Origin of the sequence: Filifactor villosus (assembly GCF_042652965.1) — a bacterium.
GTDB lineage: Bacteria > Bacillota > Clostridia > Peptostreptococcales > Filifactoraceae > Filifactor > Filifactor villosus.
Window position 1 is genome coordinate 70,048 of sequence record NZ_JBHSHL010000005.1, and the last position, 15,251, is coordinate 85,298.

At 40.8% G+C, this 15,251-nt stretch carries 10 protein-coding genes, 1 tRNA gene and 1 other annotated feature; of the genes, 7 read left to right on the top strand and 4 right to left on the bottom strand.

Features of this window, described 5'->3' with window-relative positions; genetic code table 11:
- Nucleotides 1-202 precede the first annotated feature (202 nt).
- On the top strand, nt 203-1,012 hold the full coding sequence (locus ACFO4R_RS01825) for an IclR family transcriptional regulator (RefSeq protein ID WP_379787274.1): 810 nt from the start codon (nt 203-205) through the stop codon (nt 1,010-1,012).
- 232 nt (nt 1,013-1,244) lie between these two features.
- Here the strand turns inward: ACFO4R_RS01825 and ACFO4R_RS01830 are convergent, their stop codons facing one another.
- Complete coding sequence (locus ACFO4R_RS01830; RefSeq protein ID WP_379787276.1) at nt 1,245-2,609, bottom strand: YjiH family protein; 1,365 nt, start codon at nt 2,607-2,609, stop codon at nt 1,245-1,247.
- Nucleotides 2,610-3,101: 492 nt separating this feature from the next.
- On the opposite strand from ACFO4R_RS01830, the gene ACFO4R_RS01835 reads away from it, so the two are divergent.
- Nucleotides 3,102-4,271, top strand: coding sequence for a pyridoxal phosphate-dependent aminotransferase (locus ACFO4R_RS01835; protein WP_379787277.1), 1,170 nt, complete (start codon nt 3,102-3,104; stop codon nt 4,269-4,271).
- Between the two features lie 356 nt (nt 4,272-4,627).
- A complete protein-coding gene (locus ACFO4R_RS01840) occupies nt 4,628-5,578 on the top strand; it encodes a C-terminal binding protein (RefSeq protein WP_379787278.1) in 951 nt (316 codons plus the stop codon).
- A 968-nt stretch (nt 5,579-6,546) separates the two neighbouring features.
- Here the strand turns inward: ACFO4R_RS01840 and tyrS are convergent.
- Nucleotides 6,547-7,785, bottom strand: a complete 1,239-nt coding sequence (gene tyrS, locus ACFO4R_RS01845) for a tyrosine--tRNA ligase (RefSeq protein WP_379787279.1) — start codon at nt 7,783-7,785, stop codon at nt 6,547-6,549.
- Nucleotides 7,786-7,880: 95 nt separating this feature from the next.
- Nucleotides 7,881-8,079, bottom strand: a binding site (T-box leader).
- Between the two features lie 744 nt (nt 8,080-8,823).
- Here tyrS and ACFO4R_RS01850 point away from each other — a divergent pair.
- Nucleotides 8,824-9,219, top strand: a complete 396-nt coding sequence (locus ACFO4R_RS01850; protein WP_379787280.1) for a DUF2500 domain-containing protein — start codon at nt 8,824-8,826, stop codon at nt 9,217-9,219.
- A 338-nt stretch (nt 9,220-9,557) separates the two neighbouring features.
- Here the strand turns inward: ACFO4R_RS01850 and ACFO4R_RS01855 are convergent, their stop codons facing one another.
- Nucleotides 9,558-9,836, bottom strand: coding sequence for a hypothetical protein (locus tag ACFO4R_RS01855; protein WP_379787281.1), 279 nt, complete (start codon nt 9,834-9,836; stop codon nt 9,558-9,560).
- Nucleotides 9,837-9,852: 16 nt separating this feature from the next.
- Entirely contained in the window at nt 9,853-10,050 is a 198-nt protein-coding gene (locus tag ACFO4R_RS01860) for a hypothetical protein (RefSeq protein ID WP_379787282.1), read from the bottom strand.
- 188 nt (nt 10,051-10,238) lie between these two features.
- On the opposite strand from ACFO4R_RS01860, the gene ACFO4R_RS01865 reads away from it, so the two are divergent.
- From ACFO4R_RS01865 to ACFO4R_RS01875, 3 genes are all read left to right on the top strand, one after another.
- A tRNA-Ser gene (locus tag ACFO4R_RS01865) sits at nt 10,239-10,328 on the top strand.
- Nucleotides 10,329-10,796: 468 nt separating this feature from the next.
- Entirely contained in the window at nt 10,797-11,681 is an 885-nt protein-coding gene (locus ACFO4R_RS01870) for a CBS domain-containing protein (protein ID WP_379787283.1), read from the top strand.
- Nucleotides 11,682-12,883: 1,202 nt separating this feature from the next.
- On the top strand, nt 12,884-15,046 hold the full coding sequence (locus ACFO4R_RS01875; protein ID WP_379787284.1) for a beta-propeller domain-containing protein: 2,163 nt from the start codon (nt 12,884-12,886) through the stop codon (nt 15,044-15,046).
- Nucleotides 15,047-15,251 lie beyond the last annotated feature (205 nt).

The following is a 15,251-nucleotide window of genomic DNA, read 5'->3' on the forward strand; positions in this document are numbered from 1 at the left end:
TAGTATAAATCCTTGATACCGAGCTTGTGTATCCCTATGCTTGCTTCAAATATCTCTGTATATGTATAGAGGAGGATATCTCTGCTCTTTCATCGCAAGAGGGTACTAATTCACGGCAGTTTTTGCTTATCTTGGATTTATTAAAGTTGATTTTATTAAAGAATTCGTATAAAATAAAGAAAAAAAGTTTGGAGTGCGTATTGTGAACGAAATAATTCGGTCGGATAAGGATAAGAAGTATAGGATAGAGATGTTGGATAAGAGTATAAAGGTAATTGATTGTATCTTTGAAAACGATTCTATGACTTTTATGGAAATTCAAAAGAAGATAAATATCTCCAAGGCAAGCTTGCATAGAATTCTCTACACTTTGGAACAAAGCGATTACTTGGAGAAAGATAGAGACACCGATGTTTATCGGTTAGGGAAGCTGTTTGCTTTTTATGGGATAAAAGTACGTTCTTCAATGACGATAACAAGCATTTGTGAACCGTTTATGAAAAATCTTGCCAATGAGCTCGGAGAGTCTGTGAATTTAAATATTGAGTATGATTCCAGAGTGCTCTGTTTATTGTCCTTCAAGGGAGAATCTTCCGTGATCTCTTCCACCTTAATGCCGATTTCTCCTTTGAACTGTTCTGCGAGCGGAAAGTTGTTTCTTCTTTCCAAAACCGATAAGGAGTTGAAGGAGTATTTCGATTCGGAGTTGCCCGAATATCGTACGGTAAATTCGATCATGAGTTATGAGTCTTATTGCAAAGAACGGGAAAACATTTTAGAAAAAGAGGTCTCCTATGACGTTGAAGAGTATGAGTACGGCTTGTTTTGTATATCCATTCCCTTGAAGAATCATCAAGGGAGACTCAATCTGAATGTGAGTATCTCCGGACCGAGGACCCGGATGGAGATGAAGGGAATCGACATGTTGGAGGAGAAATTGAGAAGTACGGTTGAGAGTATCAGCTATATTTTGAAGAATATTCAATACAGTCAGTCGCAAAGACGTTTGTAGAGAAGCATTGATAATAGTATTCTCCAATAGAAGTATGGTTATATCTGTTTTTCAACCCGCGAAAACTCGTTTTATCTTCTATGGGTCACAAATTGTTTATATCTATAATTTAAAGGAAGAATAGTATAAGAGGGTGTTTACTGGCTGTACTTTCCGAATGTATTGGATAAAAAAGGATTTCCGCCTATATAGGACGGAAATCCTTTTTTGCATTATTATAGGTCTATGCTCTTTAGGCAATTCCGAATAGGTTGGTAAGAAGAACGATGATGGGCAGGGCAATAATTGTTTTTTGTAAGAATAAAAACAGTACACCGCCGAAACCGATCGGAGTTTTGGAAGTTATGATCAAAGTGCCTACTTCTGTCATATAGATAATTTGTACTAAGGATAAAATCCCGATTACAAAACGTGTTTTGAAAGAGGCGATATTTGCAGCCAGGATCGCGGGGATAAACATATCCGCAAAACCCACTATGGTTGAGGGTGCGGCAGCAAATGCTTCTTCCAATCCCAAAAGTTGCAGATAATACCCGAACGGCAGAGACAAATAGTCGAACAGGGGTGTATAGGTCGCCAAAATCAGAGCGAGGGTACCGTAACACATGACGATGGGGGTAAGATTAAAGACAATCCCCATAAACACATCGAAGCCTCGATAAAGAAGTTGAGAGAAATCGGGAGCTTCTTTCGCTTTTTCAACTGCCAGGTGCAATGCCCATTGTCCTTTTTTGATTCCCTCCGGTTCGGATTCGTGAACTCTCTGACCTACGGGAGCATAGTATTCATCCGGATAGGAAGAGAGAGGAGGGATACGGGTCATAATAATGACGCTGAGAATCCCGGTAATACATAAAATCGCATAGAAGGGAATGAATTTGGATTCCACCTTAAGCATTGCGGCAATAACCAGACAAAACGGCAGGGATACAGCGGAGAAGCAGGTTGATATGGTAATGGCTTCTCTTGCAGTGTAGTAGCCTTGTTCGTACTGTTGTGTCGTCAATACGACACCTACGTTACAGTTTCCGACCCACGAAGCAAGCAAATCTACGGTAGCTCTTCCCGGGATCTTAAATAAGGGTCGTGTGAAATCTTTGAGTAGTGTTCCCGTGTATTCCATGATTCCGAAATCCATCAACAAAGGCATTAAAAACGATGCCGCAAAAAACCATGCAATCAGAGTTTGAAGAAGGGAGAGCATCGTTCCTCCCGTATCCGGCGAGATGATAAACTCAGGTCCCTTGTTGAAAATAATCATAGCTGTGGCGATTGAGCCTAAGATTCGTACAACCAAATAATACGGTGAAGGAGAAAACAATTTGTTCAACAAGGTATTGTTCTTGATAAAAGCGGGCTTAAACAAGCGATTGATCAAAGATACAATGGCCGATGATGAAATAAAGAACAAGAGCAGTTGGGGAGCAAAGGGCTTAATCAACTTTGCCAGAAGATCCGAGATAATACCGATCGGAATGTTTATGGAGTCATTCCATGGAATCGGACAAAGAAATATAAATGCTCCGATGAGAGACGGTATCAAAAACTTGGAGACCTCTTGTCGATCGGGTTTTTTTATAACAGCATTTTGACTCATGATGCTCACGTTTGATATTTCAAAAAATATCAATACTCCTTTCTTGTCAAATTTTATAGAAACTAAGTTTCTGTTTAAAACAAATTATAGAATTAAAAAGAAAAAATGTCAACAATAGAATTAAAATTATAAGAAAATTTATTTTCGTAAAAAAATATATTGAATAAAAATTCTATTTATACTAAAATAATAGAAACTGAGTTTCTGTTATTTCGGTCATGAGAGTAGTATACTATTCTTCCTTTGAGTCGTGGATATAAATAATATGTGACCATAGAAGATAAACCGATTTTTCGTAGTTGAAAAAACGATATATCCATGCTTCTATTGGAGAATAGTATTAGATGAGATATGAATTGCAGAGGCTATGCCTCAAACGTGAGGAGGATCCATATCGAGAGGTTTGTCCAATACGAAAAACTCATACCGAAAGAGAAAAGGAATCAAGGTTTTGTTTGAAACCCGCATGGATCGTTAAGGAGGAGATGGATAATGAAGCACAGATTTATTTCAAAAAGGTATTGGAACGATATTTCGACTCCCATGGGGGAGAGCGCCGGTTTGTTAAGCAAATATGATGATATTATCAACTTCAGTTTGGGAGATCCTGATTTTACCACACATGATCTGATTATCGACAAATCGATGGAAGATGCAAAGGCAGGTCATACACACTATACCGACTTTTTTGGAGATCCGGAGCTCAGGGATGAGATTTGTAACTATTACAGAGAAGACTTTGCGATGGATGTTAAACGTGAGGAAGTTATGATAGCGACAAGCGGTTGTCATGCCATGTGGCTTGCATTGGAAGCGATTTTGGATGATGGGGACGAAGTGATTATTCACGATCCCTTTTTTACTCCCTATCCGCAACAGATTGAATTGTGCAGAGGTAAGGTTGTCTACCTTCCGACCTTTGAAGAAGAGTTGTTTGAAATCAATGTGGACAGGCTGGAGCAACTTATTACAAACCGTACCAAAGCTTTGGTTGTAAATACGCCGAACAATCCCACCGGAACCTGTTTTCGTAAGTCTACACTCGAACAGATCGCACAGGTTGCCCTCAAGCATGATCTGATTGTTATTGCCGATGATGTCTATACGGCCTTCAGTTTTGACGAGCCCTTTATTCCCATCGCCTCTCTCGAAGGAATGAAAGAACGTACGATCATTCTGGGAACCTTCTCCAAGAATTATGCGATGACGGGATGGAGGATAGGCTACATTATAGCACCTGATTTTTTGATCAAGACCATAAAAGATATCAATGAGAACAATGTATTTACCGCTCCTTCAGTTTCTCAAAGAGCTGCCATCTATGCACTGAGAGAACGCAAAAACGTGGTTCCTCCAATCGTGCAGGAGGTAAAGAGTCGGTTAGACTACGCCTATAAGAGAATTTGCTCCATTCCCAAGATGTCTTGTATCCCTCCGCGTGGAAGTATGTATATGTTTGTCAATATCAAGGAAACCGGTTTAAGCAGTACGGAGGTCTGTGACATCCTCTTAAGAGAAGCTCACATTGTTGCTCTGCCCGGTATTGCCTTCGGAAATGCGGGAGAAGGCTATATCCGTCTTGCCCTCACCATCGACATCCCTCACTTGGAAGAGGCCTTTGATCGGATCGAACGACTCTCGATTTTTTCGGAAAAGGATTAGAACTGTATTCCAATACCGTCCTATTACGCACAATGTCCCTCATATTCGGGAAAGGAGTTGTCCGCCTTCTTGCCTAAGCGGTATCTTGAGGGAGTAATCGCTACGTCCTCATATGTTCCATTTGATACTACTATTCAAAAGAATAATAGTATTAGGGAGATACCGCATAATTCGAAAAGTCGGCATAAGGTCCATTTTGTACGAAGGATGAAATTCTTGAAAACATTTATATGACAGACTTTCACGTCTTATAAAATCGAAGGAAAATCAAAAACTTGCCTTTGTACGGTGTTTCCTTAGAAGGTTTTTAGGAACAGATGTACGGATATTTATGATGAAACGGAGGAATCAAACCCATGATCAAAGTATACCAGATAACCGAAGATGTCGATCACAAAAAGGTAAGTGAATTTGCTGAAGGTTTTGAGCTGATCTACAAGCCTTGCAAAACTCAAGATGACATTATAAAAAACTGTTCGGATGCAGTCGTGCTCATCAGCCTTTATGAACCGATAGACCGAAGGGTCATAGATGCACTGACGGACTTGAAATACATCTGTGTCGCCTCTATCGGATACAATGCGGTCGATGTTGAATATGCAAAGAGCAGGGGAATTCTTGTGTCGAACAATCCGAGCTATTGTATAGAAGAAGTGGCGGACCATACCCTGGCACTGATGTTAAACTGTGTCAGAAAGATAAATGCGTATCACAAAAGTGTTCAGGAAGAAGGAGAGTGGGATTATACGAAGTTCGGAAACACGCTTCGAAGAATGAGCAATTTGACAGTTTCTCTCATTGGATTTGGGAGTATTGCAAGAAAAGTCAACGAACGGTTACGCGGATTCGGCTGTAAGGTAAATGTGTACGATCCTTACATCAGTGATGAGATGGCGGAAGCCAACGCTGTAGAGAAGGTAGACCTGAATGTCATCCGGGAAAAAGCGGATATTATCTCGATCCACGTTCCGTTGCTTGACAGCACGAGAAAGATGATAAACGAAACTTTTTTGACCGGTCTTGGCAAAACGCCGATTATAGTCAATTGCAGCAGAGGAGAGATCATAGATGAACAAGCGCTGCTGCGAGCATTAGACAAAGGACAGATCCGAGCTGCGGCCCTTGACGTACTTGAGAGTGAAGATCCCGATTCCGCTTATTTAAAGGATTTGACACATCCCAACTTATTGATAACACCTCATGTGGCCTTTTATTCCCGGGAGGCCGTAGAAGAGTGTGATACAAATGTGGGTAAGTTTGTTTCGGCCTTTGTGAATGGAAGACAAGGCGAGATCCCCCTTCTTTAAAGAAGGCAAAGAAGGCATTGAGATTGTTGTCGGAAGAATCCGGTATTTCGGCATATCGACAGTCCTGTTCCTTTCAGCTGTACGGGACTCTTCCGTGTTATGATGGAGATACCGAATAATAGGGAAGTACCGCATAAAAACACAAAATGATGTTCCATTTGTTTTGGAGATATAGAAAGGCTCTAAAATGAGGGGTTTCAGAAATGTGTTTGTTCAAGAAAAACTGAATTTCTTCTACTTTTTGGAATTGTGCGGTGTTTTCATGGTATTCGTCATTTAAATGGTGGATAACACCGACCGGAACCCCACGGGAAATAATACTATTCTCCGTTTAAAACCTAAAGTAAACAGAACATATATTTACCGGAAACGTTTTGAGTAATCGTAGAATTTAAACTTCAAGACCGAACAATTTTCATGGAGAATAGTATAATACTATTCTCCAATAGAAGGATGGATATATCTGTTTTTTGACTGCGAAAAATTGTTCTATCTTCTATTGTTCACAGAACATTTATATCCACAACTCAAAAGAATAATAGTATAAAATGAATTTGCGCGGTTGCAAAACGGATAGAGTACATTTCTACCGCAAAGTAATGTGGGGAAAAATACCCATGTGCCGGTATATCGTTAGGCAAGCAATCCCATAGTAAAAAGCACGCTGAAGTCAGCGTGCTTTTGTAACATAAAGCGATAGGAAGCTACACGAGTGATTCGATGGAAGCATATCGATTCTGCGGGCACGAAAGCTTCTCCTCCTTTGAGTGTAATACTATTCTTCAATAGAAGCATAGATAGCTATTTTTCGGCCACGAAAAATCGTGTTATCTTCTATGGGTTTATATCCACAACTCAAAGGAATCGTAGTATAAGCTGTTGATACAAAGGATTGTAGAAACAATGCTTCCTCGTGGCGTTTTTCTATGGGCACTTCCTCCCGAACTCCTAAGCGCTTAATCTCGAAGTTACTTGACTTTGATTTGATGGAATTTTTTCTTTCCTTTTTTCAGCATGATAATCCCGTCTTTCAGGCAGGAACTGTCAATTACAGCCTTAGGATCACTGATAATCTCGTCGTTGACGGATACTGCGTTTGAGGTTACCAGCCGTCTTCCTTCGCTGTTGGACGGAGACAGTCCGACCTGTCTTAAAAGGTCAAGAAGACCGATCCCGCGATCCAACTCCTCTTTGGAGATTTCGGTCGTGGGAGCATCAGCGGAACTCGTACCTGCACCGAAAAGTTCTCTTGCCGCGTTTTGTGCCTTCACAGCTTCTTCTTCTCCGTGAACGATCTTGGTAACTTCAAAGGCGAGGACTTCCTTAGCCTGATTGATTTCGGCATCCTTTAACGCACCGAGACGGCGGACCTCATCCATAGGAAGGAAGGTCAAAAGAGCCAAACATTTTTCAACGGAAGCATCTTCGATGTTTCTCCAGTATTGGTAGAAGTCGTAAGGCGAAGTTTTTTCGGCATCGAGCCATACCGCTCCGGACATGGTCTTGCCCATCTTTACTCCGTCGGCGCGTGCGAGGAGCTGGAAAGTCATACCGTAGGTGGAAGCTCCCTTCTTTCTGCGGATCAGATCCGTTCCCGCTATGATATTGGACCATTGATCATCTCCTCCGAACTGAAGTTCGCAGCCATACAGTTCGTGCAACTTCATAAAATCGTAGGCCTGCATGATCATATAGTTGAATTCGAGAAAGGACAGTCCGCCCTCGTTTTGCATACGGGTCTTGAAACATTCCGCCGTCAACATTCGATTGACGGAAAAGTGAATACCGATATCGCGAATAAAGGGGATGTATTCAAGTTTCATCAACCAATCGGCATTGTTTACCATAATCGCCTTGTCTTCACTGAAATCGATGAAGCGGGAAAGTTGTTTTTTGAAACACTCGCTGTTGTGAGCGATGGTTTCTTCCGTCATCATGGAACGCATATCGGAACGTCCCGACGGATCCCCGATCATAGCGGTCCCTCCTCCGATAAGGATGATGGGCCTATGGCCTGCAAGTTGAAGATGTCTCATTGCCATCGCTTGCAGAAAGTGTCCGACGTGAAGGCTGTCTGCGGTAGGATCGTAACCGGTATAGAAGGTAACCTTTTTCTTTCCCAAAAGCTCCTTGATCTCATCCTCATGTGTCGCTTGTGCGATAAACCCTCGCTCAAGCAATACGTCATAAACGTTTCTTGTTTCCATGTTGTTCCTCCTTATACTATTTGTTTCTTCCATTTCTCCCTTAGCGTTCGGACGGAAAAAATCGAAATAAAAAAGGACAATCCTCCTGTCATGTAGACAGGGGCGAATTGTCCGCGGTACCACCCTGATTGTGTCAAACACATCTCATTTGCCGTTAACGCAGGCAGCGGAGCACCCTACTGAAATTCAGGTGTCGGCTCCAAAGTGTATAACCCGGCTCTTCCCGTCGATTTTCACCATTCACCGACTCTCTGGAGGGAAGACTTCCGTGTCTCTCTTTTTCAACGCCTTATATTGAAGCTAATTGTAGTATATTTCGTTTGAAATGTCAATATTTCTTTTTGCGCCTTTCGAAATACCGGAGAAACCTCTCACTTGAAATAAATGTTGATTTGCCTATTGAAGTTTTTAGATGTTGCTTTTACAATATTCATAAGAGGCTTTGTGTAATAAAAAAACTTAGGGCAATTTCCTTATCTTTCCAAAAAGTAGCATAACTTGATAAATGAAGTGATCGAAAATCAATGTTCTTCGGGCAACACATTTTCGAAAACGAGAACTTGACAGGAGTTGTGTATCTCGAAAAAGAAGCGATCGGGCGGTACCTTTTAATACTATTCTTCCTTTGAATTGTAGATGCAAATAATCTGTGACCCATAGAAGATAAATTGATTTTTCATAGATTGAAAAATAGTATAAGATAGTTCTTTGAAATTCCATACAAGCAAATGGCAGCATTTTTGAAATTCATTCAGATGATTACGGGATTTATATAGGTATGGCCCATTCGAAAAAATGCAGTGAACGAACCTTCATACAAAAAATAAAATTCTTGGAAATGTTTGTTTTGCAAGATTTCTGTACTGTATAAAATAAAAAAGATATGATTTTGTGCAACGTTGCCCTACTATTTGTTTGAGTTGTCGGTATGTAGAAGATGAAGCGGCGTTTCGCTTGCGAAACAGCTATGCCTATCGGACGATAGCGGTATATGGAAGTAGCGACCTGTTTAAACGAAGTATATACAAGGAGGAAAATATGGGTTTTGTATTTGGAGGTTCTATTCTTCTATTCATGGCATTTTTCATCATAGTGACTTCAATCACGATGGGGATCGCTATCTTTGTTGTGGTCAAAAATATGCAGGAGTTTAAGCGTAATCAAAATTCTCCGGTGAAAAGAGAAGCCGTCATTGTCGTAACTAAGAGACAGGGAGTTCGCTCAGGAGGAAACAGTCCTGCCTATACTTCCTACTATGTGACCTTTGAAGATAAAGAGGGCAAGAGGAGCGAGTTTAGAGTACCTGCCAAAGAATATGGATATTTGGCGGAAGGAGATATCGGAATCTTGGAATATCAAGGAACAAAGTATCTGCATTTTGAAAGGGAAGATAAGATCGCCCTGCAAAAGGGTGCAGAACGACAGGGGGTGTAATTTTCTTACGGTTTGTATGACACTTCGTTAGGGAAACGTCGTACAAAGGCGAATAATTGATTTTTCTTTTTGACCGTCGGTTTATTTCTTTTAAGGAAATATCGTACAAAGGAAAACTTCCGATTTTTCTTCGATTTTATAAAATACAAAAGTTTCTTATTATTAATATCTTTAAGAATGATATCCTTTATATAAACTTGGATTTATGCTGATTTTTCAAATTATGTGGTGTTTCCTCGCATAATCAAGAAAGGGCTTTTTCGGGCGTTGAATTTAGAATGGAACGAGTAAATACAAAAACCTCCTTTCTGTATAAGCAAAAGAGGTTTTTGGTGCTTTTATTCATATTCTTCCAAAGCTGTCTTAATAGCCAGACAAGCGTTGTAATTGCGTTGGCTCTTCATGTCGTTTCCTAGATCTCTTAACTCTCTTTCAGAAAGTTCGTTTTTTAATTTGAGTCTTAGTACATGAGAATATGCCATCAGTTTTGTTCCGTTCGTATGTTTTATTCTTGCACATAATTCATAAACATCCATTGCTTGAGCTTCATTTTGATACTCTTGCATATTTTGTATGCCTTGTTTCACGCTGTTTGTAAGATCTGAGAATAATCCCATCCCTATTATCTCTCCTTTACCAAGTCGAATTCTTTTTACTAGCTTCTTTAGCTTTTTCTCTACTTTCTTTAGCGCTTTCATACTTTCGCTTTGCTAAACCATAGTTGTAGTCGCCCTCTCCATTTTTTGCTTTTGCATAGTGTTGACTTGCTTCTTTTTCCATTCTTTTTGCTCGATGTTCATGCATCTCTTGAGGATTTTTAAAAAATGCCATAATTGAAACTCCTTTCACTAGAACTTATATATTTTTCATATATTATATACTTAAGAAATATATGGTGTCAATAATTTTTTGGGAAATTAAAAAACGATAAACTGGATATCACAAATTTTGAACGAAAGAAGAGAAAATATCTTGCAAAACTTAAAAGAGTATGATAAGATAAACGAGTTATGAGTTGAGGAGAGGTGTCCGAGTGGCTTAAGGAGCACGCCTGGAAAGCGTGTATACGGGGAACCGTATCCGGGGTTCAAATCCCCGTCTCTCCGCCAGTATATCATTCAAAGAAGGAACTGTGCTGAAAAGTACAGTTCTTTTTTTATCTCTTGAGGGGAGAAAGTAGAACGATGCTTTGACAAAAGTATGGCTATATCCCCTTCAGTCATCAAAATAAAGGATTTCAGGTATGAAAAAGTCAAAATCATCAACATCAATCAAAGGAAATGTTATGTTCGGCAATTCGTGAGGATAATATCAAACGGAAAACGGCATAGAGCCTTCAACAAAGTGCTCAAAACTTCTCCTTCCATACCTTCAAAAAAGCTTGTTTCCGGAATCCCTTCTTTGCACGGACGAAGAAGGGGCGTTGCAGAAAAGAGGCTTCAGTGCGTCCTCAATTCTTATATTTTGCGGAAATGAAAGCGTTTTCGACCTGATATTGTTTTGTAACTCGCTATGGATTGAAAAAAAGAAAAAAAGTGTTATAATAAAGGCAATAAATAAAATGGGAGGGAACGTATATGGACGATGGCGCCGGGAGTTTGTTACAGAATTTTTTAAGACCGCCTCTGGGCATTGTAGCAAACGGAAAAACGTTTCGTAGAGATACGAGTGTGGAAGATGATAATGTGAGAGAAGGTATTATCACAGCGATCATCGATAATGAAAATGCCGTTGTGACCGATCTTGAAAAAGATATGATCAAGAGGGTGTTGAGGTTTAACGAAACCAAGGCCAAGGATGTGATGACACCGAGGACATCGGCATTTACCATCGATGTAAATGAAGATATCGGAGAGGTGCTCGATCGGATCATTGAGGAGAGGTATTCGAGGATACCGATCTATGACAAGGACATCGACAACATCATAGGGGTGCTTCACATCAAAGACCTTTTCGCGCAGGTGAGAAAGGGTAACCTTGAGTTGATCAATATTCGGGGACTTTTGAGAGAAGCCTACCTCATCCATGAGTACAAGGCCTTGGATGAACTCCTGCTTGAGATGCAGAGAAACAGACAGCCGATTGCCGTGGTGATTGATGAGTATGGGGGTTTTTCGGGCTTATTGACCATGGAAGATATCTTGGAAGAGATTGTCGGAGATATCGCCGATGAAGACGATGAAGATGAAGAGATTCAAGAGATCACGAAGATAAGTGAAACCACCTACAAGATAGACGGATTTACCAATATACAGACAGTAAATGAAAAACTTTCGCTCAATTTGCCGACCGATGTCAATGAAACAATGGGAGGGCTCTTGTTGGAGGGCTTGGGTAAGTTGCCCGATAACCAGGGAGATCCTACGGGAATACAGATCGGAAACGTGGAGTTGAAGGCGATCAAAGTAAATGAAAAAAGAATAGAAACCCTCTTGCTCAGACTTAAGAGGGATTTGGTTTAGCTACGGTTTCAAGCTCCGCTTGATAACGGAACTTTGCCTGATGAATAGATGCTTCCAAAGTGAGATGTTCCGGTCGATCCGCTCTTTCTTTGGGAGCATTTTTGATTAAAACCGGCATTGTCAGGAAACGCTGAATCAATATCGCAGAATCCGAAAAATCGATGTAATACTATTTTTCAATAGAAGTATGGATATATCTATTTTTCGATGACGAAAAACTATGTTGTCTTCTATGGGTCAAAGATTGTTTATATCCACTATTCAAAAGAATAGTAGTATAAAATCAAGCTTAATAGTAGGAATGAAATTCTCAAAATGTTGATTTGACAAATCTTTGTATTTTATAAACTCAAAAAAATCAAGAACTTGGGGGTGTTCGGGCTTTCTATGCTATACGGATATATTGATATTTAGCTGTATTACACCTTTGTTATAAGTCAAAACAATCTATATTGCTGTCAGAATTACTATGAATTTCAACATGCCGATGTACCGGCACACGGGTGGGAATGAGCCTTACTTTCAAAAGGATACGGATTCGGCACGAACAGGCTTTCGATTCCTGATTTTTACGGAAGTTTTGCTCTCTGTGTGAGATGTGTGACAGATGCAAACGTATCCGTGTCGATGAAATCATAGACAAGACCTCTCATCTCTGTTACACTGGAGATGGCTTTGAAGGTCTGTGATTGAAAATCCATGCCAGACGCAGGCGAAGGGATCCACGTAAGTCTACTCAACAGGGAGCAGATGAGCATGGTGCGTTCTAGGAGTAAGCCCTGCCGACAAAAGAGTCGAGAGAAGAAAGTAGTGAGATGATATCAAGCGAACCTTCCGGCAGGCGAATGTGGGGGCAAAGATCAGGTCAGCTTCAAAGCCTTTTTTATAGCTTGTTTCCATATTGTCATTTAATTGTTTCCTTTTTGAAATCAAAGCGAAAAACAAGTGTGATATTATGATTATAATGGTGGATTGTATCATGTGATAGAAAATCAGAAAAGGAAGGTCCGCCTGAGCAGCTTCCCTGAGTTTTTAGGCAAACATACTTACAAACGGGAAAGACCCTCCATCCTTTAGAAAACATTGAACCTTTGTCAAGCAAAAGCATTTGAGATTTTTGTCTGCAAAACGGATTTCAGGTTGTTTTGTTGAAGGTTGAGGTATTGCCCTAAGTAAAAAAGACGAGTTTAGGAGGGAGAACGATGAAACGTAAAGCCATAAGAGTTGTACTTACCAGCCTGCTGATTATGGTTGTGCTTGTAACGACTGTCTTTGCGCAGAACAAAAACGGTACGAAAAACCCGTCGAACACACAGGACTTGAATGTCTATGAGACGATGAAGTTGACAACAAAGAATGATATTGACAACATCCATTCCAAGATCGTTATCACTGATAAAAACGGAAAACGAGTACCTTACATCGTCAACAACAATAAGAAGAAAGAATATTTGATTCTTCCTCTGTACAAAAACAGAGAAGAAATCAATATGAAAATCAATTTGAACCCCAAGGAATACGAGATAGAAAATACCGGTGAGATCGTTCACCTGAACGACAAACAGAACTTGAAACATTTGTCGAAGGCACTTGAACAAACGTATTCCCCCGCACCCATGGCAAGAGATTACGGTCCGGGTGTCGAGAGGCAGGAGCTTCAAAGAGGGGCGATGGTAACAAAGGAGGCTGTAAATTCCGCGGATGCCGGCGGAGCGGATTTCAGTACGACCAACACACAGGTAAAAGGTGTCGATGAAGCCGATATGATAAAGACGGACGGAGAAAGGATCTATTCCATCTTTGAACAGAAGGTCCGAATCGTAAAGGCGACCAAGGGAGTTCTCAAAGAAGAGAAGAGTATTGAGTTTCCTGAAGGGCTGCTGCCCTTGGAACTCTACGTCTCCAATAAGAAACTCAGTGTCATCCTGTCCGATTACAGAGGAGACTCGAAGGCGAGAACTACAGTCTATGTCTATGACTTGAGTAAGCCGGCATCTCCCAAGAAAATTCGCGAAACAACGCAAGACGGAGCGTATATCACTTCGAGAAAAGACGGGGATACCTTGAGGATTGTCACGCAAACTCATATGTATTCCGGTCAGATCGAGCCTATGATACCGGTCCTGAGAGAGAGTATGGAAGGAAAGAAAGAGACCTCTTCCGTGATCGCTCTCAATAAGATCATGATTTTCCCGGGATATCAAAGTCGTTCAATCGTAACGATAAGCAGTTTTCCCACAGATTCGAAAACTCCCGCCAAGCAGATTGCTTATGTAGGAGATGCACAAACCCTCTATATGTCAAAAAATACCATGGCGGTATCCTATGAGGTGTATCCTTGGCATCCGTGGGTCCCGTTGGGATTTGACGAGCCTAATCCTGAAGTTGAAGTTGTAACCGAAGATACGGCGGAAGGTTTGAAAGAAAAGATATCGACGGAAGTTGCCGTTCAACCGATCGTCGAGGATACGGGAATTAAAACGGTGATTAAGCGTTTCGACATAAAAGGAAGCAATATTTCTTATGTCGGAGAAAACAAGATAAGCGGGACCTTGATTAACCAATTTGCGATGGATGAATACAGGGGAGTTTTGAGGGTTGCCTATACAAACGGTATGATCGGAGAAACTTCCGTAGAGACCTTCGATAAAAGTATGAACAGACTGGGTACTCTGTCGGGACTGGCAAAAGGAGAGAGAATCTACTCGGTACGCTTTATGGGAGAAAAACTCTATCTGGTAACCTTTAAACAGGTCGATCCCTTCTTTGTCATCGATATGAAGAACGCATCTGCCCCGAAAGTGCTTGGATATTTGAAGATACCGGGATATAGCAACTATCTGCATCCGGTCGATGACACCCACGTCCTCGGTTTCGGTCACGATGTTAAAGTAACGGGCGAAAATGTTCGAAATGCCGGAGTTAAGATTTCTATGTTCGATGTGAGAGATGTAGCAAACCCCAAAGAATTGAGCAATGTAGTACTTGGCAAAGGCGGTTCCTATACTCCTTTGGAATATGACCACAAGGCTCTTATGTATCATCCGGACAAAAAGTACTTCGGTTTTCCTGTTGTATTGACTGACGAGATCCCGAGAAAGGACTCTTACGGAGGATGGATGGAACAAAGACAGGTCTTCGACGGAGCCTACCTGTATCAGATAGATCAGGGACACCGCTTGAAATTGAAGGGAATGGTAACACACAACAAAGAGGATCAGAGATTTGAACACGATTATCGCAACCGTATTCAAAGGCTGCTCTATATCGGTGATGTGGTGTACTCCATCTCCGAGAATAAGATTATGTCGACAAATGAGAAAGATATGAAGTTGATCGATATGTTGGAATGGAATCAAAAATAAGTCCTCCTTATTTTTGATAGATGTAAAAGCGGAGAAGCTGTCATAAGGCGACTTCTCCGCTTTTTGAATGGGGTGGGAATGAACCTCTTTGAGGCGGAGAGAAAACAGTGATTTTCAGAACGAAAGTCGCTTGGGCTCAAGGAAGGAAACCAAACCTTTTTAAACAAGTATGAAAAAACAAAAAATAACCGACACTTAAGGAAGT